15 protein-coding genes, 1 tRNA gene and 3 rRNA genes are annotated in these 23,423 nt (G+C 53.3%); 11 read left to right on the top strand and 8 right to left on the bottom strand.

Translation table 11 applies throughout. The features are described from left to right. The first annotated feature begins 96 nt into the window (after positions 1-96). From clpB to ACQG0S_RS16355, 7 genes are all read left to right on the top strand, one after another. On the top strand, positions 97-2,670 hold the full coding sequence (clpB, locus tag ACQG0S_RS16385; RefSeq protein WP_045308384.1) for an ATP-dependent chaperone ClpB: 2,574 nt from the start codon (positions 97-99) through the stop codon (positions 2,668-2,670). 427 nt (positions 2,671-3,097) lie between these two features. After that, a 16S ribosomal RNA gene (locus tag ACQG0S_RS16380) occupies positions 3,098-4,639 on the top strand. Between the two features lie 84 nt (positions 4,640-4,723). Next, a tRNA-Glu gene (locus ACQG0S_RS16375) sits at positions 4,724-4,799 on the top strand. 183 nt (positions 4,800-4,982) lie between these two features. Then, positions 4,983-7,888: ribosomal RNA gene (locus ACQG0S_RS16370) — 23S ribosomal RNA — on the top strand. A gap of 65 nt (positions 7,889-7,953) precedes the next feature. Further along, positions 7,954-8,069, top strand: a 5S ribosomal RNA gene (gene rrf, locus ACQG0S_RS16365). Together the 16S, 23S and 5S rRNA genes with 1 tRNA gene alongside form the textbook arrangement of a ribosomal RNA operon. Before the next feature lie 129 nt (positions 8,070-8,198). After that, entirely contained in the window at positions 8,199-8,651 is a 453-nt protein-coding gene (locus tag ACQG0S_RS16360; RefSeq protein ID WP_048966853.1) for a DUF4385 domain-containing protein, read from the top strand. Between the two features lie 151 nt (positions 8,652-8,802). Continuing rightward, positions 8,803-10,110, top strand: coding sequence for an MFS family transporter (locus ACQG0S_RS16355; protein ID WP_048966852.1), 1,308 nt, complete (start codon positions 8,803-8,805; stop codon positions 10,108-10,110). Here the strand turns inward: ACQG0S_RS16355 and ACQG0S_RS16350 are convergent. The 5 genes from ACQG0S_RS16350 to trxC form a co-directional block, all read right to left on the bottom strand. Then, positions 10,107-10,430, bottom strand: a complete 324-nt coding sequence (locus tag ACQG0S_RS16350) for a YfiM family lipoprotein (protein WP_022649053.1) — start codon at positions 10,428-10,430, stop codon at positions 10,107-10,109. The two genes, ACQG0S_RS16355 and ACQG0S_RS16350, sit on opposite strands and share 4 nt — an antisense overlap. 46 nt (positions 10,431-10,476) lie before the next feature. Then, positions 10,477-11,832, bottom strand: coding sequence for a CDP-diacylglycerol--serine O-phosphatidyltransferase (gene pssA / locus ACQG0S_RS16345; protein WP_048966851.1), 1,356 nt, complete (start codon positions 11,830-11,832; stop codon positions 10,477-10,479). Between the two features lie 109 nt (positions 11,833-11,941). Then, a complete protein-coding gene (locus ACQG0S_RS16340) occupies positions 11,942-14,605 on the bottom strand; it encodes a bifunctional acetate--CoA ligase family protein/GNAT family N-acetyltransferase (protein ID WP_063138227.1) in 2,664 nt (887 codons plus the stop codon). 35 nt (positions 14,606-14,640) lie between these two features. Beyond that, positions 14,641-15,339 carry a tRNA-uridine aminocarboxypropyltransferase gene (tapT, locus tag ACQG0S_RS16335; protein ID WP_022649050.1) on the bottom strand — a complete coding sequence of 233 codons (699 nt, stop codon included), beginning with the start codon at positions 15,337-15,339 and terminating at the stop codon, positions 14,641-14,643. 70 nt (positions 15,340-15,409) lie between these two features. Beyond that, positions 15,410-15,829: a thioredoxin TrxC gene (trxC, locus tag ACQG0S_RS16330; RefSeq protein WP_003860733.1), complete on the bottom strand. Its 420-nt coding sequence runs from the start codon at positions 15,827-15,829 to the stop codon at positions 15,410-15,412. Positions 15,830-16,033: 204 nt separating this feature from the next. Between trxC and ACQG0S_RS16325 the strand changes: the two genes are divergently transcribed. Continuing rightward, positions 16,034-17,119 carry a tRNA/rRNA methyltransferase gene (locus ACQG0S_RS16325; RefSeq protein WP_023300740.1) on the top strand — a complete coding sequence of 362 codons (1,086 nt, stop codon included), beginning with the start codon at positions 16,034-16,036 and terminating at the stop codon, positions 17,117-17,119. Positions 17,120-17,158: 39 nt separating this feature from the next. On the opposite strand, the gene ung is transcribed toward ACQG0S_RS16325, so the two are convergent. Beyond that, positions 17,159-17,848, bottom strand: a complete 690-nt coding sequence (gene ung, locus ACQG0S_RS16320; RefSeq protein WP_003860729.1) for a uracil-DNA glycosylase — start codon at positions 17,846-17,848, stop codon at positions 17,159-17,161. 314 nt (positions 17,849-18,162) lie between these two features. Here ung and grcA point away from each other — a divergent pair, with 314 nt between their 5' ends. Next, positions 18,163-18,546 (top strand): autonomous glycyl radical cofactor GrcA, encoded by a 384-nt coding sequence (gene grcA, locus ACQG0S_RS16315; protein WP_022649048.1) that lies wholly within the window; start codon positions 18,163-18,165, stop codon positions 18,544-18,546. Positions 18,547-18,598: 52 nt separating this feature from the next. Here grcA and srmB read toward each other — a convergent pair whose 3' ends face one another. Beyond that, the gene (srmB, locus tag ACQG0S_RS16310; RefSeq protein ID WP_022649047.1) at positions 18,599-19,927 is read right to left on the bottom strand and encodes an ATP-dependent RNA helicase SrmB; all 1,329 of its coding nucleotides are present in this window, start codon (positions 19,925-19,927) and stop codon (positions 18,599-18,601) included. Between the two features lie 132 nt (positions 19,928-20,059). Between srmB and trmN the strand changes: the two genes are divergently transcribed. Then, a complete protein-coding gene (trmN, locus tag ACQG0S_RS16305; RefSeq protein WP_023306727.1) occupies positions 20,060-20,797 on the top strand; it encodes a tRNA(1)(Val) (adenine(37)-N(6))-methyltransferase TrmN in 738 nt (245 codons plus the stop codon). On the opposite strand, the gene nadB is transcribed toward trmN, so the two are convergent. Beyond that, positions 20,782-22,401, bottom strand: coding sequence for an L-aspartate oxidase (gene nadB / locus ACQG0S_RS16300; RefSeq protein ID WP_022649045.1), 1,620 nt, complete (start codon positions 22,399-22,401; stop codon positions 20,782-20,784). The genes trmN and nadB overlap by 16 nt on opposite strands. A 425-nt stretch (positions 22,402-22,826) precedes the next feature. Between nadB and rpoE the strand changes: the two genes are divergently transcribed. Beyond that, entirely contained in the window at positions 22,827-23,402 is a 576-nt protein-coding gene (rpoE, locus tag ACQG0S_RS16295; protein ID WP_006176728.1) for an RNA polymerase sigma factor RpoE, read from the top strand. The last annotated feature ends 21 nt before the right edge of the window (positions 23,403-23,423 follow it).

Here is a 23,423-nt window from a genome sequence, read left to right as displayed (position 1 = left end):
TTTCTTTTCACATAATTCAGGTTATTAACCTTGAATAATTGAGGGATGACCTCATTTAATCTCCAGTAGCAAATTTGACCTGTTATGGGAGGAGTTATGCGTCTGGATCGTCTTACTAATAAATTCCAGCTTGCTCTCGCCGATGCCCAGTCCCTCGCACTGGGGCACGACAACCAATTTATCGAACCTCTTCATTTAATGAGCGCCTTGCTGAATCAGGAAGGGGGATCGGTACGTCCTTTGTTAACGTCCGCTGGCATTAATGCCGGCCAGTTACGCACCGCCATCGATCAGGCGCTGAGTCGTTTACCGCAGGTAGAAGGTACCGGTGGCGACGTACAGCCGTCACAGGATCTGGTGCGTGTACTGAACCTTTGCGACAAGCTGGCGCAAAAACGTGGGGACAACTTTATTTCGTCAGAGCTGTTTGTTCTGGCGGCGCTTGAATCACGCGGTACCTTAACCGACCTGCTGAAATCCGCCGGTGCAACCACCGCTAATGTGACCCAGGCGATTGAGAAAATGCGCGGAGGTGAAAGCGTGAACGACCAGGGAGCCGAAGACCAACGTCAGGCTTTGAAAAAATTTACGGTCGATCTGACCGAACGTGCCGAGCAGGGCAAACTTGACCCGGTAATCGGTCGCGACGAAGAAATTCGCCGGACTATTCAGGTACTGCAACGCCGTACCAAAAACAACCCGGTGCTGATTGGTGAGCCTGGCGTCGGTAAAACCGCCATCGTTGAAGGGCTGGCGCAGCGTATCGTTAATGGCGAAGTGCCCGAAGGGCTGAAAGGCCGTCGCGTACTGGCGCTGGATATGGGCGCGCTGGTGGCCGGGGCGAAATACCGCGGTGAATTTGAAGAGCGTCTGAAAGGCGTGCTGAACGATCTGGCGAAACAGGAAGGCAACGTCATCCTGTTTATTGACGAACTGCACACTATGGTGGGGGCAGGTAAAGCTGACGGCGCAATGGATGCAGGGAACATGCTGAAACCTGCGCTGGCACGTGGTGAACTTCACTGCGTCGGTGCCACTACGCTGGACGAGTATCGTCAGTACATTGAAAAAGATGCCGCGCTGGAGCGACGCTTCCAGAAGGTGTTTGTCGCAGAACCAAGCGTTGAAGATACCATCGCGATTTTGCGTGGTCTGAAAGAGCGTTATGAGCTGCACCATCATGTGCAGATCACTGACCCGGCCATCGTTGCGGCGGCGACGCTTTCGCATCGTTACATTGCCGACCGTCAGTTGCCGGATAAAGCCATCGACCTTATCGATGAAGCGGCGTCCAGCATCCGTATGCAGATTGACTCGAAACCGGAAGAGCTGGACCGACTCGATCGCCGCATTATTCAGCTCAAGCTGGAACAGCAGGCATTGAACAAAGAGTCTGATGAAGCGAGTAAGAAACGCCTCGATATGCTCAACGAAGAGCTGGATGAGAAAGAGCGTCAGTATTCTGAGCTGGAAGAAGAGTGGAAAGCAGAGAAAGCCTCCCTCTCTGGCACCCAGACAATCAAGGCGGAGCTGGAGCAGGCGAAAATTGCCATTGAGCAGGCGCGTCGCGTAGGGGACCTGGCGCGGATGTCCGAGCTACAGTACGGCAAGATCCCTGAGCTGGAAAAACAGCTTGAGATCGCCACGCAGTCGGAAGGCAAAACCATGCGTCTGTTGCGTAATAAAGTGACGGACGCCGAGATTGCCGAAGTGCTGGCGCGCTGGACGGGGATTCCTGTAGCTCGCATGATGGAAAGTGAACGCGAAAAACTGCTGCGTATGGAGCAGGATCTGCATCAGCGCGTCATTGGCCAGAACGAAGCGGTCGAAGCGGTATCTAACGCCATTCGTCGTAGCCGTGCGGGGCTGTCCGATCCGAATCGTCCCATCGGCTCGTTCCTGTTCCTGGGGCCAACCGGTGTCGGTAAAACCGAGCTGTGTAAAGCGCTGGCTAACTTTATGTTCGACAGCGATGACGCGATGGTGCGTATCGATATGTCCGAGTTTATGGAGAAACACTCTGTCTCGCGTCTGGTCGGTGCGCCTCCGGGATATGTCGGTTATGAAGAGGGCGGTTACCTGACGGAAGCGGTTCGTCGTCGTCCTTATTCCGTCATCCTGCTGGATGAAGTGGAAAAGGCTCATCCTGACGTGTTTAACATTCTGTTGCAGGTGCTGGATGATGGACGCCTGACGGACGGGCAGGGAAGAACGGTCGATTTCCGTAACACGGTGGTGATCATGACCTCGAACCTGGGTTCCGATTTGATTCAGGAACGCTTCGGTGAGCTGGATTACAGCCATATGAAAGATCTGGTGCTGGGTGTGGTCAGCCAAAACTTCCGTCCGGAGTTCATCAACCGTATTGATGAAGTAGTCGTGTTCCATCCGCTGGGTGAGAAACACATTGCGTCGATTGCGCAGATCCAGTTGCAGCGTCTGTACAAGCGTCTGGAAGAGCGTGGGTATGAAATCCACATCTCGGATGATGCGCTGAAACTGCTGAGCGAGAATGGTTACGATCCTGTTTATGGCGCGCGTCCGTTAAAACGTGCAATCCAGCAGCAGATCGAAAACCCGCTGGCGCAGCAAATCCTTTCCGGGGAGCTGGTTCCGGGCAAAGTTATCCGTCTGGAAGCCAACGAAGACCGAATTGTGGCAGTGCAGTAAGTCACAAAACGCAAAAACGGGCCGCTTGCGGCTCGTTTTTGTTTAAAAACCAGGCAAGAATTAAGGTCTGAGATGTGTTTTGCCTGGAAAGTGAGCAGTCAGTAAATAATTTTCACTTTGCACTTGCAGCCTCAGAATAACTCCCTATAATGCGCCTCCACTGACACGGAACAACGGCACGCACGCCGCCGGGTTAGCAGAGAAAAGCAAAATAAACGCTTGACTCTGAAGCGGGAAAGCGTAATATGCACACCCCGCGCCGCAGCGAAAACGTAGCGGCACTGCTCTTTAACAATTTATCAGACAATCTGTGTGGGCACTCAAAGTGACATGGATTCTTAATGTCCTCGGACACTAAATGAATACCAAGTCTCAACGAGTGAACACGTAATTCATTACGAAGTTTAATTCATTGAGCATCAAACTTAAATTGAAGAGTTTGATCATGGCTCAGATTGAACGCTGGCGGCAGGCCTAACACATGCAAGTCGAACGGTAACAGGAAGCAGCTTGCTGCTTCGCTGACGAGTGGCGGACGGGTGAGTAATGTCTGGGAAACTGCCTGATGGAGGGGGATAACTACTGGAAACGGTAGCTAATACCGCATAACGTCGCAAGACCAAAGAGGGGGACCTTCGGGCCTCTTGCCATCGGATGTGCCCAGATGGGATTAGCTAGTAGGTGGGGTAACGGCTCACCTAGGCGACGATCCCTAGCTGGTCTGAGAGGATGACCAGCCACACTGGAACTGAGACACGGTCCAGACTCCTACGGGAGGCAGCAGTGGGGAATATTGCACAATGGGCGCAAGCCTGATGCAGCCATGCCGCGTGTATGAAGAAGGCCTTCGGGTTGTAAAGTACTTTCAGCGGGGAGGAAGGCGACAGGGTTAATAACCCTGTCGATTGACGTTACCCGCAGAAGAAGCACCGGCTAACTCCGTGCCAGCAGCCGCGGTAATACGGAGGGTGCAAGCGTTAATCGGAATTACTGGGCGTAAAGCGCACGCAGGCGGTCTGTCAAGTCGGATGTGAAATCCCCGGGCTCAACCTGGGAACTGCATTCGAAACTGGCAGGCTAGAGTCTTGTAGAGGGGGGTAGAATTCCAGGTGTAGCGGTGAAATGCGTAGAGATCTGGAGGAATACCGGTGGCGAAGGCGGCCCCCTGGACAAAGACTGACGCTCAGGTGCGAAAGCGTGGGGAGCAAACAGGATTAGATACCCTGGTAGTCCACGCCGTAAACGATGTCGACTTGGAGGTTGTGCCCTTGAGGCGTGGCTTCCGGAGCTAACGCGTTAAGTCGACCGCCTGGGGAGTACGGCCGCAAGGTTAAAACTCAAATGAATTGACGGGGGCCCGCACAAGCGGTGGAGCATGTGGTTTAATTCGATGCAACGCGAAGAACCTTACCTACTCTTGACATCCAGAGAACTTTCCAGAGATGGATTGGTGCCTTCGGGAACTCTGAGACAGGTGCTGCATGGCTGTCGTCAGCTCGTGTTGTGAAATGTTGGGTTAAGTCCCGCAACGAGCGCAACCCTTATCCTTTGTTGCCAGCGGTTAGGCCGGGAACTCAAAGGAGACTGCCAGTGATAAACTGGAGGAAGGTGGGGATGACGTCAAGTCATCATGGCCCTTACGAGTAGGGCTACACACGTGCTACAATGGCGCATACAAAGAGAAGCGACCTCGCGAGAGCAAGCGGACCTCATAAAGTGCGTCGTAGTCCGGATTGGAGTCTGCAACTCGACTCCATGAAGTCGGAATCGCTAGTAATCGTGGATCAGAATGCCACGGTGAATACGTTCCCGGGCCTTGTACACACCGCCCGTCACACCATGGGAGTGGGTTGCAAAAGAAGTAGGTAGCTTAACCTTCGGGAGGGCGCTTACCACTTTGTGATTCATGACTGGGGTGAAGTCGTAACAAGGTAACCGTAGGGGAACCTGCGGTTGGATCACCTCCTTACCTTAAAGAACCTGCCTTTGCAGTGCTCACACAGATTGTCTGATGAAAAGTAAATAGCAAGGCGTCTTGCGATTGAGACTGTACGTCCCCTTCGTCTAGAGGCCCAGGACACCGCCCTTTCACGGCGGTAACAGGGGTTCGAATCCCCTAGGGGACGCCACTTGCTGGTTCGTGAGTGAAAGTCACCTGCCGTCATATCTCAAAACTGACTTGCGAGTCATGTTTGAGATATTTGCTCTTTAAAAATCTGGATCAAGCTGAAAATTGAAACGACACATCTTTAATGGTGTGTTCGAGTCTCTCAAATTTTCGCAATCGGAAGTGAAACATCTTCGGGTTGTGAGGTTAAGCGACTAAGCGTACACGGTGGATGCCCTGGCAGTCAGAGGCGATGAAGGACGTGCTAATCTGCGAAAAGCGCCGGCGAGGTGATATGAACCTTTGACCCGGCGATGTCCGAATGGGGAAACCCAGTGCAATCCGTTGCACTATCGTTAACTGAATACATAGGTTAACGAGGCGAACCGGGGGAACTGAAACATCTAAGTACCCCGAGGAAAAGAAATCAACCGAGATTCCCCCAGTAGCGGCGAGCGAACGGGGAGCAGCCCGGAGTCTGAATCAGCTTGTGTGTTAGTGGAACGGTCTGGAAAGTCCGACGGTACAGGGTGATAGTCCCGTACACGAAAGCACACATGCTGTGAACTCGAAGAGTAGGGCGGGACACGTGGTATCCTGTCTGAATATGGGGGGACCATCCTCCAAGGCTAAATACTCCTGACTGACCGATAGTGAACCAGTACCGTGAGGGAAAGGCGAAAAGAACCCCGGCGAGGGGAGTGAAAAAGAACCTGAAACCGTGTACGTACAAGCAGTGGGAGCCTCTTTATGGGGTGACTGCGTACCTTTTGTATAATGGGTCAGCGACTTATATTCTGTAGCAAGGTTAACCGTATAGGGGAGCCGAAGGGAAACCGAGTCTTAACTGGGCGTTAAGTTGCAGGGTATAGACCCGAAACCCGGTGATCTAGCCATGGGCAGGTTGAAGGTTGGGTAACACTAACTGGAGGACCGAACCGACTAATGTTGAAAAATTAGCGGATGACCTGTGGCTGGGGGTGAAAGGCCAATCAAACCGGGAGATAGCTGGTTCTCCCCGAAAGCTATTTAGGTAGCGCCTCGTGAACTCATCTTCGGGGGTAGAGCACTGTTTCGGCTAGGGGGCCATCCCGGCTTACCAACCCGATGCAAACTACGAATACCGAAGAATGTTATCACGGGAGACACACGGCGGGTGCTAACGTCCGTCGTGAAGAGGGAAACAACCCAGACCGCCAGCTAAGGTCCCAAAGTCATGGTTAAGTGGGAAACGATGTGGGAAGGCACAGACAGCCAGGATGTTGGCTTAGAAGCAGCCATCATTTAAAGAAAGCGTAATAGCTCACTGGTCGAGTCGGCCTGCGCGGAAGATGTAACGGGGCTAAACCATGCACCGAAGCTGCGGCAGCGACGCTTATGCGTTGTTGGGTAGGGGAGCGTTCTGTAAGCCGTTGAAGGTGTCCTGTGAGGGGTGCTGGAGGTATCAGAAGTGCGAATGCTGACATAAGTAACGATAAAGCGGGTGAAAAGCCCGCTCGCCGGAAGACCAAGGGTTCCTGTCCAACGTTAATCGGGGCAGGGTGAGTCGACCCCTAAGGCGAGGCCGAAAGGCGTAGTCGATGGGAAACAGGTTAATATTCCTGTACTTGGTGTTACTGCGAAGGGGGGACGGAGAAGGCTATGTCAGCCGGGCGACGGTTGTCCCGGTTTAAGCATGTAGGCGGAGGTTCCAGGTAAATCCGGTACCTTATTAACGCTGAGGTGTGATGACGAGGCACTACGGTGCTGAAGTGATAAATGCCCTGCTTCCAGGAAAAGCCTCTAAGCATCAGGTAACACGAAATCGTACCCCAAACCGACACAGGTGGTCAGGTAGAGAATACCAAGGCGCTTGAGAGAACTCGGGTGAAGGAACTAGGCAAAATGGTGCCGTAACTTCGGGAGAAGGCACGCTGATATGTAGGTGAAGTCCCTGCGGACGGAGCTGAAATCAGTCGAAGATACCAGCTGGCTGCAACTGTTTATTAAAAACACAGCACTGTGCAAACACGAAAGTGGACGTATACGGTGTGACGCCTGCCCGGTGCCGGAAGGTTAATTGATGGGGTTAGCGGCAACGCGAAGCTCTTGATCGAAGCCCCGGTAAACGGCGGCCGTAACTATAACGGTCCTAAGGTAGCGAAATTCCTTGTCGGGTAAGTTCCGACCTGCACGAATGGCGTAATGATGGCCAGGCTGTCTCCACCCGAGACTCAGTGAAATTGAACTCGCTGTGAAGATGCAGTGTACCCGCGGCAAGACGGAAAGACCCCGTGAACCTTTACTATAGCTTGACACTGAACACTGGTCCTTGATGTGTAGGATAGGTGGGAGGCTTTGAAGCGTGGACGCCAGTCTGCGTGGAGCCAACCTTGAAATACCACCCTTTAATGGCTGGTGTTCTAACGTAGACCCGTAATCCGGGTTGCGGACAGTGTCTGGTGGGTAGTTTGACTGGGGCGGTCTCCTCCCAAAGAGTAACGGAGGAGCACGAAGGTTGGCTAATCCTGGTCGGACATCAGGAGGTTAGTGCAATGGCATAAGCCAGCTTGACTGCGAGCGTGACGGCGCGAGCAGGTGCGAAAGCAGGTCATAGTGATCCGGTGGTTCTGAATGGAAGGGCCATCGCTCAACGGATAAAAGGTACTCCGGGGATAACAGGCTGATACCGCCCAAGAGTTCATATCGACGGCGGTGTTTGGCACCTCGATGTCGGCTCATCACATCCTGGGGCTGAAGTAGGTCCCAAGGGTATGGCTGTTCGCCATTTAAAGTGGTACGCGAGCTGGGTTTAGAACGTCGTGAGACAGTTCGGTCCCTATCTGCCGTGGGCGCTGGAGAATTGAGGGGGGCTGCTCCTAGTACGAGAGGACCGGAGTGGACGCATCACTGGTGTTCGGGTTGTCATGCCAATGGCACTGCCCGGTAGCTAAATGCGGAAAAGATAAGTGCTGAAAGCATCTAAGCACGAAACTTGCCCCGAGATGAGTTCTCCCTGAGACTTTAAGTCTCCTGAAGGAACGTTGAAGACTACGACGTTGATAGGTCGGGTGTGTAAGCGCAGCGATGCGTTGAGCTAACCGATACTAATGAACCGTGAGGCTTAACCTTACAACGCCGAAGCTGTTTTGGCGAAGAGACGAAATTTTCAGCCTGATACAGATTAACAGAATTTGCCTGGCGGCTTTAGCGCGGTGGTCCCACCTGACCCCATGCCGAACTCAGAAGTGAAACGCCGTAGCGCCGATGGTAGTGTGGGGTCTCCCCATGTGAGAGTAGGGAACTGCCAGGCATCAAACAGAAAGAACCCCGTACCGGAAGGTGCGGGGTTTTTTGCTTTGTGCACGGAAAAACATGCCGGATGGCGGCTTCCCCTTATCCAGCCTACAATTGTTAAAACGATTTTAACAATGGTGCCGCTTTGACTCGTCCTTTTGATTACCAACAAGATTTTGCAAATATAAATTTTCGCGAACATCCCGAACGGTATCAGGTTGGCCGGGGTGAGCAGGGCGTATTGATGGTCGAGCCTTATAAAAGCGAAATCCTTCCACACTGGCGTTTTAAAAATTCTGAAGTCGCAGCGCGTTCGGCACAAGAGATATACGCTCTCTTTGAAGAGTACCGCAGTAAAAACGATTTTGTAGGCATGGATATGGCGCGTAAATTCATACAAATGGGCTATACCCGCGCCCGGCGATACGCGAATCATAAGGGCGGTAAAAAGTATGATGCGGAACGACAAGTCAAACCCTTCGATCACGATCCAGTGAAAGCAGAAGCAGCCGCAGTCTTCAAAAAGTGGTGGGATAAAATTCGTGCAGACGAAGATTACTTGCAGCGAAAAAAGGCCCACCAGCAGTCCTGGGGATAATTACTGCGTCCGCTAATAATTAGATAGCTGATCGAGTTCACAAAACGCAATGAAACATATTGGAAACATTTTATTTACCTAACGATTCGTTTTAAATCCGGTTTTACTGTTTGTGGGCAAAGGCCCGCAATGTGAGACAGGGGATATTAAAATGACAGAAACCGTAGCCAGTGCAGATACGGATAACACCAATTTGGCAGGTAAGGATACTCGCCGTCGGGTTTGGGCAATCGTTGGGGCCTCATCAGGAAACCTTGTAGAGTGGTTTGACTTTTACGTCTATTCATTTTGTTCACTCTACTTTGCGCATATCTTTTTCCCGTCAGGGAACACCACAACTCAGCTTTTGCAAACCGCAGGCGTTTTTGCCGCCGGGTTCCTGATGCGCCCTATCGGTGGATGGCTATTCGGCAGGATCGCGGACAGGAAAGGGCGCAAGACATCCATGCTCATCTCTGTATGCATGATGTGCGTCGGCTCGCTGGTGATTGCCTGCCTGCCCGGTTATGAGACTATCGGAACATGGGCACCGGCGTTGTTGTTGCTGGCACGTCTGTTCCAGGGGCTATCGGTCGGTGGCGAATATGGCACCAGTGCGACATACATGAGCGAAGTGGCGGTTGAAGGTCGCAAAGGTTTCTACGCATCATTCCAGTATGTAACCCTCATTGGCGGACAGCTACTGGCGTTACTGGTTGTGGTGATCCTTCAACAAATCCTTAGCGATGAAGATTTACGCGCCTGGGGCTGGCGCATTCCGTTTGCCCTGGGGGCAGCCCTGGCGGTTGTGGCGCTGTGGCTACGCCGTCAGCTTGATGAAACCTCACAACAGGAGGTCAGGGCGCTTAAAGAAGCTGGTTCGATGAAAGGGCTGTGGCGTAACCGCAAAGCATTTTTGATGGTATTAGGCTTTACCGCCGCAGGCTCGCTAAGCTTCTATACCTTCACCACCTATATGCAAAAATATCTGGTCAACACTACGGGCATGCATGCAAACGTTGCGAGTGTCGTCATGACGGTGGCGTTACTGGTCTTTATGCTCATCCAGCCAATTGTCGGCGCGCTGTCGGACAAAATTGGTCGCCGTACCTCCATGCTGATCTTTGGCGGCATGCTCACCCTGGGTACCGTTCCGCTTTTGACGGCGCTACAGCATACAACCTCTCCGTATGCCGCTTTCGCTTTAATCATGGTGGCGCTCATTATTATCAGTTTTTACACGGCAATCAGTGGCATTTTGAAAGCGGAAATGTTTCCCGCACAGGTGAGGGCGCTGGGCGTAGGCCTGTCTTATGCGGTCGCGAATGCCCTGTTCGGCGGTTCGGCGGAGTATGTCGCGCTATCGCTTAAGTCGTGGGGCAGTGAAACGACCTTCTTCTGGTATGTCACCGTAATGGGAGCGCTGGCGTTTATTGTCTCGCTGATGCTGCATCGCAAAGGAAAAGGTATCCGCCTTTAATAATGCGCCATCTGCCAGACGGCGTAGCCGGTTGTTGCCCCGGCTACGTCCCAGGCAAAATCTTTCCAGCTCCAGCCACTTCCCGAGGGGCGGCTATCCCAAAGTTCTTTTGATGCCCCCAGGCTGATGGAGAACATCAGGCCTATTGTGGCACTTCGATCCCTGCTATAACCCTGGTGCAGCGCATACTCATTACCCGCAGCGGACATCATTGCCGACGCCAGAAAGTGCTGAGCTTTATCCTGACCCGACCAGTTATCATTAGCCATATGGCTGCAACCTGTCAGCAAAAGAGGGATTATCAGGCAAGGCGTACGCATTAACAGGCTCCATAAAAAAAGCCCCGTCGATGACAGGGCTCGTGTATTACAGAATGCGGCTGATGAGGCGATCGATACGGATCCGACGTAGACGGCGAATCAGCTTGCGAACTTTCACCGGGTAATCAGCGATGCTTTGCAGATCGCGATAATGACGAACCACTGTGGTATGCGTGCGTATAAGCTCCAGCTCACGATCGCGTTTCGCGGCTAACGCATGCTGAGGATCGTGAATAAGAATGGCGTTTTCCAAATCCAGACGCCAGGCGCGTGGGTTCAGGTTATTACCGGTCAGCAGCATCCACTCGTCATCAACCCACATTCCTTTGAGATGATAACTGTTATCTTCATCTTTCCAGAGGCGCACGACGAGCTGGTCCGTGTTCACATAGTACTGTAAACGGCTCAGAAAGCGGCGCAGGTTAATCTCATAGAGATAAGGCAGTGCGCCGATGATCTTGAAAGGCTGATCTTCCGGAATGAAAAAGTCGTTTGCCGTTTTATCCCCGACAATGATTTCCACCTTTTTACCATCACGCAGCAACTGAATGATATTACGCACCAGAACGGCGGGAAGGTTGAAGTACGGGGTGCAGATGGTGAGCTTATGCTCCGCGCACGGCATCAAATGGAAGATAGTCTTGTTCAGGAGGCTGGATTTACCCAGGCCTACCAGAGGCGTAACGGACAGTTCTTCATTATTGGCATCACCCTGGAAACGATAAACCGCATCGCGCAGCTCCTGGCGGAAGGAGCGAACGTCGTTTTTGATTTCCGGGCTTTTCGGGCGATGAGGATCGTCAAGACGATGCACACCCCGGCCATGAACCAGGTTTTTATCAACCCAGTTGAACATGATGTCGGTCATCTGCGGATTACGGATAAGATGGTAGCGATCGTAACGGTATTTATCGAGCTGATGGAGATACACATCATTCAGACTGGCGCCGCTATAAAAGACGCTGTCATCAATGATAAATCCTTTAAAATGAAGAACGCCAAGCGCTTCACGGGTATTCACCGGTACGCCATATACCGGGATATCAATACCCGGATTTTCCTGGGCCATGCGGCAATACCAGTCAGCATTGGTATTCGAGGCAGCCGCACCAATACGGCCACGCTGAGCACGGTGCCAGTCAACCAGCACGCGAACATCCAGTTCCGGACGCTGACGTTTCGCTTCATAGAGCGCGTTCAGGATCGCACGCCCACCTTCATCTTGTTCAAGATAGAGCGCCACAATGCAAATACGTCGCGTAGCGCTGGCAATCTTTTCAAGAAGCGTCTCCCGGAAATGAGCGGGAGCATAAAAGAACTCTACATCATCAACTGACTGAGAAATCTTCGGTAGTTGAGCAAGGTGTTGTTGATGTTTATTACGCTTAAATTTTGACAACATCACAGTGCGTTTCTTCTCTGTTCATTGAAGGGTTGTCTGTACCAGGCAAACAACATAAGCGGACAATGATACCCCAGTGCCGGGAAAAGTGGGTAACATTTCCAGCAGCTTACTCTTGTTTATCCGTCGAAGTCAGGCTGAGGGACAAAGAGACAATGCCTTCATCCAGCTGGATATCAACGTCAAAACCGAGCTTCCGCGCCAGGGTCACCATACCCCGATTATTTGGCATAGTAATGCCATTGAGCCGTGACAATCCGTGATCGCGCGTATAACCAATGAGTTTTTCGAGCAGCCGTCTGCCCAAACCCAAACCTTTAAGATCGGAACGCACCAGTACGGCAAACTCCGCATCCACGTTATCCGGGTCGGAAATGGCACGCGTCACGCCGAGGATCTCTTCTCCCTCTGCGGAACGGCGGACCGCCACAATCGCCATTTCTCGATCGTAGTCGATCTGGGTCATATTGGCTAAATCGTCGTGGGTAAATTCATTAATTTCGCTGAAATAGCGATAGTACAAATCTTCTTTCGTCACCTGCGAGATGAACGCTCGCAGCAGCGGCTCGTCTTCCGGCAGGATAGGGCGAAACAGTGCCCGCTCTCCATTTTTCATCTCCACCCACTCTTCCAGATGGAGAGGATAAGGACGAATGGCGAGACGGCTTTCCCGGTCACCGACAAATGGCGCAATTTCCAGCGTCACGTCGAGGGCAGTGAATTCATTTCCGGAAGCGAGGAGCGGGTGGATGTCCAGGCGCTGGATCTCCGCACAGTCAACAATGAGGTTGGAGACCTTCACCAGAAACTGGCTTAACCCGGCGATATCAAGCGGCCTCAGAGCGCTTCTGCCGCGGATTTTTTTACTTTTGATGGCCTGAATAACCAAATAACGCGCCAGGTTCATGTTTAGAGGTGGAAGCGCGACAGCCGCTTGTTCTTCTGGCCGCCATTCAACGCCGCCTTCACCCAACATAATAAGTGGACCAAAAACCGGATCGTGTTCGACGACCACGCGCAGCTCCTGCGCACCTGCTCGGTTAGCCATGCTCTGCACCAGCAGGCCGTGGATCCGGGCCTGTGGCCACGTCATTTTAACGCGATCGATAATGGCATCCGCGGCCTGTTGTACTTCTGTCGCGGTGCGCAGATACAGCATGACGCCCTGAACATCCGATTTGTGCGGAATATCGGGGGAGCGCAGCTTCAGCGCGACCGGATAGCCAATCTGCTCAGCGATATGTACCGCCTCAGCGCTGTCACCGGCAATCCAGGTCGGCAGTGTTTGCATCCCATAGCTGCCAAGAATGGGTTGCACTTCATGCGTATCAAGCGAAGTGGCGCCCTCTTCGATGGCCTGTTGCAATAAACTGTGTACGTCCACCGAATTTGCTGTGAGGTTGCCCGGTAGGGCAGGCGTTTCACGCAGCTGCTTCTGGTTGCGGCGGTACTCAACCATATGCATAAACGCGGTTATGGTGCCCTCTGGCGTACGGTAGGTTGGCAACCCGGCTTCACTAAACAGACGTCGCGCTTCCTGCGAGGAGAACTCGCCGCACCAGTTGGTCAGCAGGGTGACGTATTTGCCGCGCGGATGGTTTCGGACAGCCTCAATCAGCGTTCGTGCACTTTCGCTACCTGGCGCAACCGCGCTGGGCGAATGGATAATCATCAGCGCATCAAAGTCCTGGCTATCCAGCAAAATCGTGATCGCCTTAATGTAACGATCGCTGCTGGCATCATCGCGCAAATCGAGGGGATTATCGGGAACAACGCTTCCCGGTAACGCGTCCCGCAGGCGCTGGAGCGTCTCTTCACCCAGCGTGGCCAGCTTGCCGTTGCGTAGCCAGAGCTCGTCCAGCGCCAGGGCGGCGGGAGCGGCTCCGTTGCTGACAATCATCAGCTTTTCACCGCGCAGGGGACGCATGTGGCTCAACGTTTCGACGGCGGAAAAAAGCTCGTGCGTATCCTGTACCCGCAGTAAACCGGCGCGCTGGATCGCTGCATCCCATGCGGGATCCATCCCGGAATGGGAATGCAGCAGGCGCTGAGCCGCGGGGCTGCGCCCGCTTTTGATGACCAGAATCGGTTTATTACGCGATGCGCTACGCGACGCCGACACAAAACGACGGGCGTAGCTCAGGTGTTCAAGGTAGAGTAGGATAGCGCTGGTTTTGCTGTCACGCGCCAGGAAATCCAGCAGCTCATCGACGTCAATGTCCAGGCTGTCGCCGAGGGCGATGAAATAGGAAAAGCCCATCTCACGCTGCTGCGCCCAGTCGAGGATGGTATTGGATACCGCTGCCGACTGTGAAATAAAGGCCAGTTTGCCTTTACGGATCGGAACCGGGGAAAAACTGGCATTCAGCCCTTGCCAGGGCGCAAGCAGACCGAGGCTATTTGGACCAAGAATGCGCATCTGGTAGCGGCTGGCGCAGGCCAGCAGTTCGGGCTGCTGTTCAGGAGGCGAGGAAAGAATAATGCAGGTTTTACAGCCTTTCTGACCGAGCGACTCAAGCAATTCGAGGTTTCGTTTCGCATGCGTACAGAGCACGGCGAGGTCGGGAACAAACGGTAAACTTTGCACGTCCGGCCATGCCAGCACCCCCTGTACCGCTTTATAAGCGGGCGTAACGGGCATGACCGGGCCGTTAAACCCGCCAGCCAGCAGGTTACGCATCATCAGATACCCTGCGCGGTCCGGTTTCATCGAGGCGCCAATAACGGCAATGGATTTCGGACGGAGTAGCGCTTCTAACCCTCTCTGGCTCATGCAGGCCTCCTGTGAATGCAAGCGACCTGATGATTTTAAACGCTTTCTGTCTCTGTTGCTGTGACGCTACCCTTATGAACGGTTTTTCCTGCCAGATAACGTTCGCGGAAGCAGGAGAAGTGGGAGCTTAATGCGCTGGCCGCCTGGGTATCGCCCGCCAGATCCAGTAGCGCAATGGCGACTTCAGCGGTGCAATATTGACCCTCGGCATGCGCTTCTCGTAAGCGATAGGCAGAAACGCGCGACAGATCGACGGAAATCACCGGCAGCGCATCAAGATAAGGGCTTTTGCGAAACATCTTTCTTGCTTCGGTCCAGGTGCCGTCGAGCATAATAAACAGCGGCGGCTTACCGGATGGTGGCGCCGTAAGCACCTGGCGTTGTTCGCCTGCATATGATGCCGGGAAAACGACCATGGGCTGATAGTCCGGGTTTGCCACCAGGTCAAGCAGAGCCTGAGGTGGCTCAGTGCGCGACCACTGAAACGCTGCGGTATTGGGCAGAATATCGGCGATCAAACGCCCCGTGTTGCTGGGCTTCATCGGTTCGGTATCGAACATGACCAGACAAAAACGGCTTTTAGCCTCGCTCGGTGCAAGCGTTTCGCACAGACACACTTTCAGCGGTAAAAGGCAGCGCTGGCAGCGGCGAATACGATTGCCTCGGGCCAGAAAAGGGCGGGTTGCGCGCGCAAGGCGCTCGGCGCGTAATTGAAGTACAGCGTTATCAGTCATGGGCGAAAAGGCAGGAAAAAACCCATTTTCGCAGAGGAGAGAACGGGGCACAAGATGTGCCCCGTGAATGTTACAGGGATTCGTTTAACCAGCTGTCGAAAGGCGCCTTCGGTACTGCACCATTGAGCATGTCGATCACTTCCCCATTTTTGAAAATCATAATGGTTGGAATGCTGCGAATGCGAAAACGGGCGCTGAGTTCACGTTCCGCTTCGGTATTCACTTTAACAAAACGCATTTTCCCGCTGCGCTCTTCAGCCACGTCTTCGAAGATGGGCGCAAAGTTACGGCAGGGGCCGCACCACGGTGCCCAGAAATCGACCACAACCGGCAGATCGTCCTTGAGGAGTTTGTCCAGCGTAGCACCCGTCGCGTTAATGACATCGCCATCAAATAATTCGTGGCCACAACGCCCGCATTTCGCACCGTCATCCATCCGATCGTCCGGAATGCGGTTTAAAGCCTGACAGTTGGCACATACGGTATTCATAACTAACCTCTGATAGAGCCGTGGAACAACGGCAGAACGCCGATAATGTTTCTGATATGTTACATATTATCAGTGAGCCTGTATAAATCGACAACGCGTTTTATTCAATGGGAACAATAGTCACAGGCTTTTGTACGAAATTATGGCTATGAGCTTGCACATCGGGTAATCTGCGCGCTTCGCGCAGCGCTGGTGGAGAAAAGCATGAACGACGAAATGAAAAACAAAAGCGGCAAGGTCAAAGTGATGTATGTCCGCAGTGATGATGACTCTGATAAACGCACCCAAAATCCGCGTACCGGAAAAGGTGGCGGGCGTCCGGCGTCTTCTCGTGCAGACGGTGGCCGTCGCCCCGCCCGCGATGACAGAAATAACCGCGGCGATGACCGCAAACGTGATGACCGTAAGCGTGACGATCGCAAACGCGATGATTTTGTCCGCGACGGTGGATCGCCATGGCGTACCGTTTCTCGCGCGCCCGGTGAAGAGGCGACCGAAAAAGCCGATCACGGCGGTATCAGCGGAAAAAGCTTTATCGATCCGGAAGTGCTGCGTCGTCAGCGTGCGGAGGAGACCCGTGTCTACGGTGAGAACGCCTGTCAGGCCCTGTTCCAGAGCCGCCCGGAGTGTATCGTTCGCGCATGGTTTATCCAGAGCGTGACCCCGCGCTTTAAAGAAGCGCTGCGCTGGATGGCGGCGAACCGTAAAGCCTACCACGTGGTTGACGATGCCGAGCTGACAAAAGCGTCCGGGACTGAACACCACGGCGGCGTCTGCTTCCTGATCAAAAAACGTAACGGCACCACCGTGCAGCAGTGGGTCAGCCAGGCGGATGCCGATGACTGTGTGCTGGCGCTGGAAGATGTGGGTAACCCGCATAACCTGGGCGCTATGATGCGTAGCTGCGCGCACTTTGGCGTGAAAGGCGTTCTGTTGCAGGATGCCGCGCTGCTGGAATCCGGTGCGGCAATCCGTACCGCGGAAGGCGGTGCTGAGCATGTTCAGCCGATCACCGGCGACAGCGTGCTGGAGGCCCTTGAGCAATTCCGTAACGCGGGCTACACCATTGTCACCACCTCAAGCCGCGCCGCTACGCCGCTGTTTAAAGCGACGTTGCCGCGCAAAATGGTGCTGGTGTTAGGTCAGGAGCGCGATGGTCTGTCTGATGCGGCACTCTCCAGCGCTGACATGAGCGTTTCTATCGACGGCACTGGCAACGTTGAAAGCCTGAACGTATCCGTTGCGACCGGCGTGCTGCTGGCCGAATGGTGGCGTCAGAACAAGGCATAAGCCTTATATGTGCCGGGCCTGACCCGGCACATTCAAACCCTACTCACTCTCTGCCGGTAACACAGGCATCCAGTCAATCGGCTTTTCGCCACGCTTTTCCAGCCACTCATTCGTCAGAACAAAATGGTTACTGCCAAAGAAACCGCGATGCGCAGACAGCGGCGACGGGTGCGGTGCTTTCAGTACGTGATGGCGCTGACGATCGATAATCGCCCCTTTCTTTTGGGCATGTGAACCCCAGAGTAAAAACACGACGCCTTCACGATGCTCATTGATTAGGCTGATAACCTTATCGGTAAAGGTTTCCCATCCCAGACTGGCGTGGGAGTGTGCCTGACCCGCCCGGACGGTTAATACGGTATTCAGCAACAGCACGCCCTGGCGCGCCCAGCTTTCCAGATAACCGTGATTAGGGCGGGTGAAACCCGGAATCGTTCCTTCCAGCTCTTTATACATATTCAGCAGAGAAGGGGGAATGGCCACGCCCGGACGCACGGAAAATGCCAGTCCGTGAGCCTGCCCGGGACCATGGTACGGATCCTGCCCCAGTATAACCACCTTCACGTCGCTCAGTTCGGTGTAGCGAAAGGCGTTAAATACATCTTTCTGCGGTGGATAAATTGTCTGGCCGGCCTGCCGTTCAGCCGCAACGGTACTGAGGGTATTAATAAAATAGGGCTGCTGCTTCTCTTCTGCCAGCACGTCATGCCAGGTTAAAGGTGTTGTCATCTCGCTCTCCTGCGAATTTCATTCTCTGCCTAGCTTACCTGCTAATGCCTGGTGAGCAAAATTACCCGCGGAAAAGCGGCTAAGTGTCTCAATTTATGTTGAAAACCAGGCAGGGTAAGTTGAATTGGTAAATCATTAAAATTGATCTAAAACAAAAAATTCAGACCACACTCTTTGTGTGGTTAGTGATTTTGTTGATTTAAATCAATAAATCACCCGGGTCTGAATGTTATATATACACACAACAAACAATGGTTTTACCAATTGGCCGCAAAAGGCCAGCATCAGTTAATGTAGCCTAAGGGAGGCAACACATGATTACAGGTATCCAGATTACTAAAGCTGCAAATGACGATCTGCTGAACTCTTTCTGGCTGCTGGACAGCGAGAAAAATGAAGCGCGCTGTGTAGTAGCGAAAGCAGGTTTTGCGGAAGACGAAATCGTTCCGGTGAGCAAACTGGGCGAAATTGAATACCGTGAAATTCCAATGCAAGTGCAACCAGAAGTGCGCGTGGAAGGTGGTCAGCACCTGAACGTTAACGTCCTGCGTCGTGAAACGCTGATGGATGCTGTTGAGAACCCAGAAAAATACCCGCAGCTGACCATCCGTGTGTCTGGCTATGCGGTGCGTTTCAACTCTCTGACTCCGGAACAGCAGCGCGACGTTATCGCCCGTACCTTTACTGAAAGCCTGTAAGGTTTCAGCTTCGGGGGTGGAATAAAAAAGCCGGGAATGTCCCGGCTTTTTTTTACTCTTCAGTTTTTGTCTCTGGCGCAGCAGAACTTGGCTTACGGCGCTTACCAATATTTTTGGTATCGCGGTGGCGCTGCTTCACGCGCGGCTTCTCTTTTTCTTTCTCTTTTCTCTCAGCACGTTTCGCGAGCGCTTTCTTGGACGGTTTACCCGTCATTTTTTCACTCGGCGCACGTGTCGTCGGACGAAGTTCGTCAATCACACGAGCTTTTAGCGGCTCATCAACGTAGCGGCCAATTTTTTGGAGCAGCAGATGGTCGTGCGCTTCTACCAGAGAAATAGCAATCCCTTTGCGGCCCGCACGGCCGGTACGACCAATACGGTGCAGGTAAGTATCACCGCTGCGCGGCATATCAAAGTTGATCACATGGCTCACGTCCGGGATGTCGATCCCGCGCGCGGCAACGTCGGTTGCAACCAGCACATTCACGCGACCATCGGTCAGGCGCTTAATCCCTTCGGTACGCTTAACTTGTGCCATTTCACCTTCGAGATAGCAGTTGTTGATGCCAGCGTTGCGCAGCATTTCTGCCAGCTCATGCACGCGCTCGCGTTTACGTACGAAGACGATGGTACGGGTTGCTTCTTCCTGCTTCAGCAGATGTTTCAGCAACTCAACCTTATGCTCAAGGTTATCTGCGCGGTAGTACCACTGGTGGATCTTCTTACGCTCACGCGTCGATGGCGTAGCGGACACTTCCACCGGATCTTCCAGCAGACGTTCGGCGAAATCTTTAATGGCATCCCCTTCAAGGGTTGCCGAGAACAGCATTGTCTGGTTACGCCAGCGCGTTTCACCCGCGATGTGTTCGATATCCTGGGCAAAGCCCATGTCCAGCATGCGGTCAGCTTCATCGAGAATCAGCGTTTCCACCGCCCGGCAGTCGAAGTTCTCTTCTTTTATGTATTGCAGCAGACGGCCTGTCGTCGCGACAACGATATCCTGGTTTTCGCTGAACACTTCGGCGTGGTTCATATACGCTACGCCGCCGGTGATGGTCGCGATATCCAGATGGGTGTTCGCCGCCAGCTCACGCGCGTGTTCGGCAACCTGCATCGCCAGTTCACGGGTCGGGGTCAGGATCAAAATGCGCGGCGGCCCTGATTTTTTACGCGGAAAATCGAGCAAATGCTGCAACACAGGCAGCAAGTAGGCTGCTGTCTTCCCCGTGCCGGTTGGCGCAGAACCGAGCACATCGCGGCCCTCAAGCGCAGGCGGAATGGCCGCGGCCTGAATGGCGGTCGGGCGTGTAAAGCCTTTACTCTCAAGAGCATTGAGCAGGCTTTCATCGAGTTCAAGTTCGGAAAAAGTCGTTACAGTCATGTTCTACCTCTGTGTGGGGCGCTGATTATAGACGTTACGGCTGTAATCTTCATCTGTTTGTATGGATATCGCTTTTCGACCACTTCGCTTTCCCCTATGCTACTCCAGTTTCACACAGAAGGTTGCCCTGACATGTCTCAACTCAAAGCGCAGTTGCGCCGCGATGGTTTTACGTTTAAACAATTTTTTGTGGCGCACGATCGTTGTGCAATGAAAGTCGGTACAGACGGTATTTTACTGGGTGCATGGGCCCCTGTCGCAGGTGTAAAACGCATTCTGGATATTGGTACGGGCAGCGGACTTCAGGCGCTGATGCTGGCGCAGCGTACCGAAGAACACGTCACTATCGACGCCGTTGAGCTTGATCCTCAGGCGGCCCAGCAGGCAAGCGAAAACGCTGCCGATTCTCCGTGGGCAGAACGGATCAGGGTGGAATGTGCCGATGTCCTGACCTGGGCACCGGAGCAGACTGCGCGTTACGATTTGATCGTCAGCAATCCGCCGTATTTCACGCCAGGTGTGGAGTGTGGAACGCCGGAACGCGAGCAGGCACGTTACACCGGCTCGCTCGATCACAAGGCGCTACTGACCAGCGCGGCGGAACTCATCTCGGAAGAGGGATTTTTCTGCGTGGTCTTGCCCGAAAGCACGGGTAACACCTTCATTGAGATCGCTCGGGATATCGGCTGGAGTTTGCGTCTTCGTACCGATATTTCGGATACGGAAGGTCGCTTACCGCACCGCGTGTTGCTGGCGCTCTCGCCGAAAGAGGGGGAGTGCTTTACCGACAGGATGGTTATTCGCGGGCCAGACCAGCGTTATTCCGAAGATTACACTGCCCTGACCCAGGCCTTTTATCTGTTTATGTGAACCTGCGGCGTCAACACCGACGGGCCGGACGTTTCCAGCGGGTCGGGATAGTCCAGCGTATAATGCAGGCCACGACTCTCTTTGCGCATCATCGCACAGCGTACAATCAGCTCGGCAACCTGCACAAGGTTGCGCAGCTCCAGCAGATTATTGGAAACGCGGAAGTTGGCGTAATATTCATCAATTTCCTGCTGCAACATCATGATGCGGCGTAACGCGCGTTCCAGACGCTTCGTTGTGCGTACAATCCCGACATAATCCCACATGAGAAGCCGCAGCTCGTGCCAGTTATGCTGGATAACCACCAGTTCGTCCGGGTTCTCTACCCGACTTTCATCCCATGCTGGCAGGTGCGTTGTTGGACGTGCATAGGGCATGCGTTTGGTTATATCTTCCGCAGCCGACCATCCATACACCAGACACTCCAGCAATGAGTTTGAGGCCATGCGATTCGCACCATGCAGGCCGGTGTAACTGACCTCGCCGATCGCATACAAACCATCCACGTCGGTACGACCATGATCGTCAACCATCACCCCGCCACAGGTATAGTGGGCGGCAGGCACAATCGGCACCGGATCGCGGGTTAAATCGATACCCAGACTCAGCAGCTTTTCATAAATCATCGGGAAGTGCTGGCGAATAAAGTCTGCCGGTTTATGGCTAATGTCCAGATACATACAGTCCACGCCAAGCCGCTTCATCTCGTGGTCAATGGCGCGGGCCACGATATCCCGCGGGGCAAGTTCACCTCGGGGGTCGAAGTCCGGCATAAACCTGGAACCGTCCGGTCGCTTGAGATACGCGCCTTCGCCGCGCAACGCTTCAGTTAACAGGAAGTTACGTGCCTGCGGGTGGAACAGGGCGGTAGGATGGAACTGATTAAACTCCATATTCGCTACGCGGCAGCCTGCGCGCCAGGCCATGGCGATACCGTCTCCGGAGGCGATATCCGGGTTAGTCGTGTACTGGTAAACCTTGGAGGCGCCGCCGGTCGCCAGCACAACGGCTTTAGCCTGGCAGGTTTCCACCTTCTCTTTATTCCGATTCCACACCCATGCGCCGACAACACGGCGCGTGCCGGGCAGGCCAATTTTATCGGAAATAATCAGGTCGACGGCGTTACTGCGCTCCAGCACCCGAATATTGGGATGGCTGAGGGCTTTGCTGACCAGCGTGGTTTCAACCGCTTTTCCTGTTGCATCAGCAGCGTGCAGAATACGGCGATGGCTGTGCCCGCCTTCACGGGTCAGATGATAGCTCTCTTCACCATTAGGCTGAACCTGCGTATCAAACAGCACGCCCTGGTCGATAAGCCATTGCACGCAGTGGCGGGCATTGCTGGCGACAAACTCTGCGGCATGCTCATCCACGATCCCGGCACCGGCAATCAGAGTGTCTTCTACGTGTGAGGCAATGCTGTCCGTTTCATCAAACACGGCGGCAATACCGCCTTGTGCATAGAAGGTGGAACCTTCGCTCATCGGCCCTTTACTCAGCACGATTACGTTCTGATGTTCCGCCAGGCGCAGCGCGAGGGAGAGGCCAGCAGCACCGCTGCCGATAATCAGTACATCACAATGGAGTTCAGGCGTTGTATTCATGATGTTTGTTTAATTTACTAAACATGGTCTGGGCAGAATAGCATTGTGATGCGAGTTATCGCACGTTTTTTTTGAAGCGTGTTGCAATGACTAAACGGATGGCCGGAAGTTATATCATCGCTAAATGACTGGAATTATTTTGCGAAGCAGATCGTTAGCTTCAGATTTTGTGGTGAAATAAAGCCTGTGTTGCGTTACTCTTCTGACGATAAAGTTAATGATTCTTGTCAGAAAGCGGGTGCGTATCGTGAACAGACTTATAATGAGAGAAAATGAACGGTCTGCGGCGCGATGAACAAAAACAAAGGCGTTACGGAACTTATTGAAGAACAGACGCTCTAATTCGGTGCTTGCTCAAAGTGCAATGTTGTTAGAGTGGCGTTTCGATAACGCGTGGAATTTGGTTTGGGGAGACATTACCTCGGATGAGCGAGCAGTTAACGGACCAGGTCCTGGTTGAACGGGTCCAGAAGGGAGATCAGAAAGCTTTTAACCTACTGGTGGTGCGCTACCAGCATAAGGTAGCGAGTCTGGTTTCCCGCTATGTACCGTCAGGCGATGTTCCTGATGTGGTACAAGAGTCTTTTATTAAGGCCTATCGCGCGCTGGATTCATTCCGGGGGGATAGTGCTTTTTATACCTGGCTGTATCGTATTGCAGTCAATACGGCTAAGAATTATTTGGTTGCTCAGGGGCGTCGTCCGCCTTCAAGTGATGTTGACGCTATCGATGCAGAAAACTTCGAAAGTGGCGGCGCGCTGAAAGAAATTTCGAACCCTGAGAACTTAATGTTGTCAGAAGAACTGAGACAAATCGTTTTTCGCACGATCGAGTCGCTCCCGGAAGATTTACGCATGGCAATTACGTTACGGGAGCTGGATGGCCTAAGCTATGAAGAGATAGCCGCCATCATGGATTGTCCGGTCGGCACGGTTCGTTCACGAATTTTCCGTGCGCGAGAAGCCATTGATAATAAAGTTCAACCGCTTATCAGGCGTTGACGATAGCGGGATACTGGAAAA

Origin of the sequence: Enterobacter cloacae complex sp. 418I7 (assembly GCF_050030705.1) — a bacterium.
Taxonomy (GTDB): Bacteria; Pseudomonadota; Gammaproteobacteria; order Enterobacterales; family Enterobacteriaceae; genus Enterobacter; species Enterobacter intestinihominis.
This window is presented reverse-complemented; position numbering and strand designations above follow the sequence as displayed.

Excerpts from the sequence above, each read along its gene's own strand:
- clpB (WP_045308384.1), top strand. The coding sequence starts at position 97 with ATGCGTCTGGATCGTCTTACTAATAAATTCCAGCTTGCTCTCGCCGAT.
- ACQG0S_RS16355 (WP_048966852.1), top strand. The coding sequence starts at position 8,803 with ATGACAGAAACCGTAGCCAGTGCAGATACGGATAACACCAATTTGGCA.
- ACQG0S_RS16350 (WP_022649053.1), bottom strand. The coding sequence starts at position 10,430 with ATGCGTACGCCTTGCCTGATAATCCCTCTTTTGCTGACAGGTTGCAGC.
- pssA (WP_048966851.1), bottom strand. The coding sequence starts at position 11,832 with ATGTTGTCAAAATTTAAGCGTAATAAACATCAACAACACCTTGCTCAA.
- ACQG0S_RS16340 (WP_063138227.1), bottom strand. The coding sequence starts at position 14,605 with ATGAGCCAGAGAGGGTTAGAAGCGCTACTCCGTCCGAAATCCATTGCC.
- tapT (WP_022649050.1), bottom strand. The coding sequence starts at position 15,339 with ATGACTGATAACGCTGTACTTCAATTACGCGCCGAGCGCCTTGCGCGC.
- trxC (WP_003860733.1), bottom strand. The coding sequence starts at position 15,829 with ATGAATACCGTATGTGCCAACTGTCAGGCTTTAAACCGCATTCCGGAC.
- ACQG0S_RS16325 (WP_023300740.1), top strand. The coding sequence starts at position 16,034 with ATGAACGACGAAATGAAAAACAAAAGCGGCAAGGTCAAAGTGATGTAT.
- ung (WP_003860729.1), bottom strand. The coding sequence starts at position 17,848 with ATGACAACACCTTTAACCTGGCATGACGTGCTGGCAGAAGAGAAGCAG.
- grcA (WP_022649048.1), top strand. The coding sequence starts at position 18,163 with ATGATTACAGGTATCCAGATTACTAAAGCTGCAAATGACGATCTGCTG.
- srmB (WP_022649047.1), bottom strand. The coding sequence starts at position 19,927 with ATGACTGTAACGACTTTTTCCGAACTTGAACTCGATGAAAGCCTGCTC.
- trmN (WP_023306727.1), top strand. The coding sequence starts at position 20,060 with ATGTCTCAACTCAAAGCGCAGTTGCGCCGCGATGGTTTTACGTTTAAA.
- nadB (WP_022649045.1), bottom strand. The coding sequence starts at position 22,401 with ATGAATACAACGCCTGAACTCCATTGTGATGTACTGATTATCGGCAGC.
- rpoE (WP_006176728.1), top strand. The coding sequence starts at position 22,827 with ATGAGCGAGCAGTTAACGGACCAGGTCCTGGTTGAACGGGTCCAGAAG.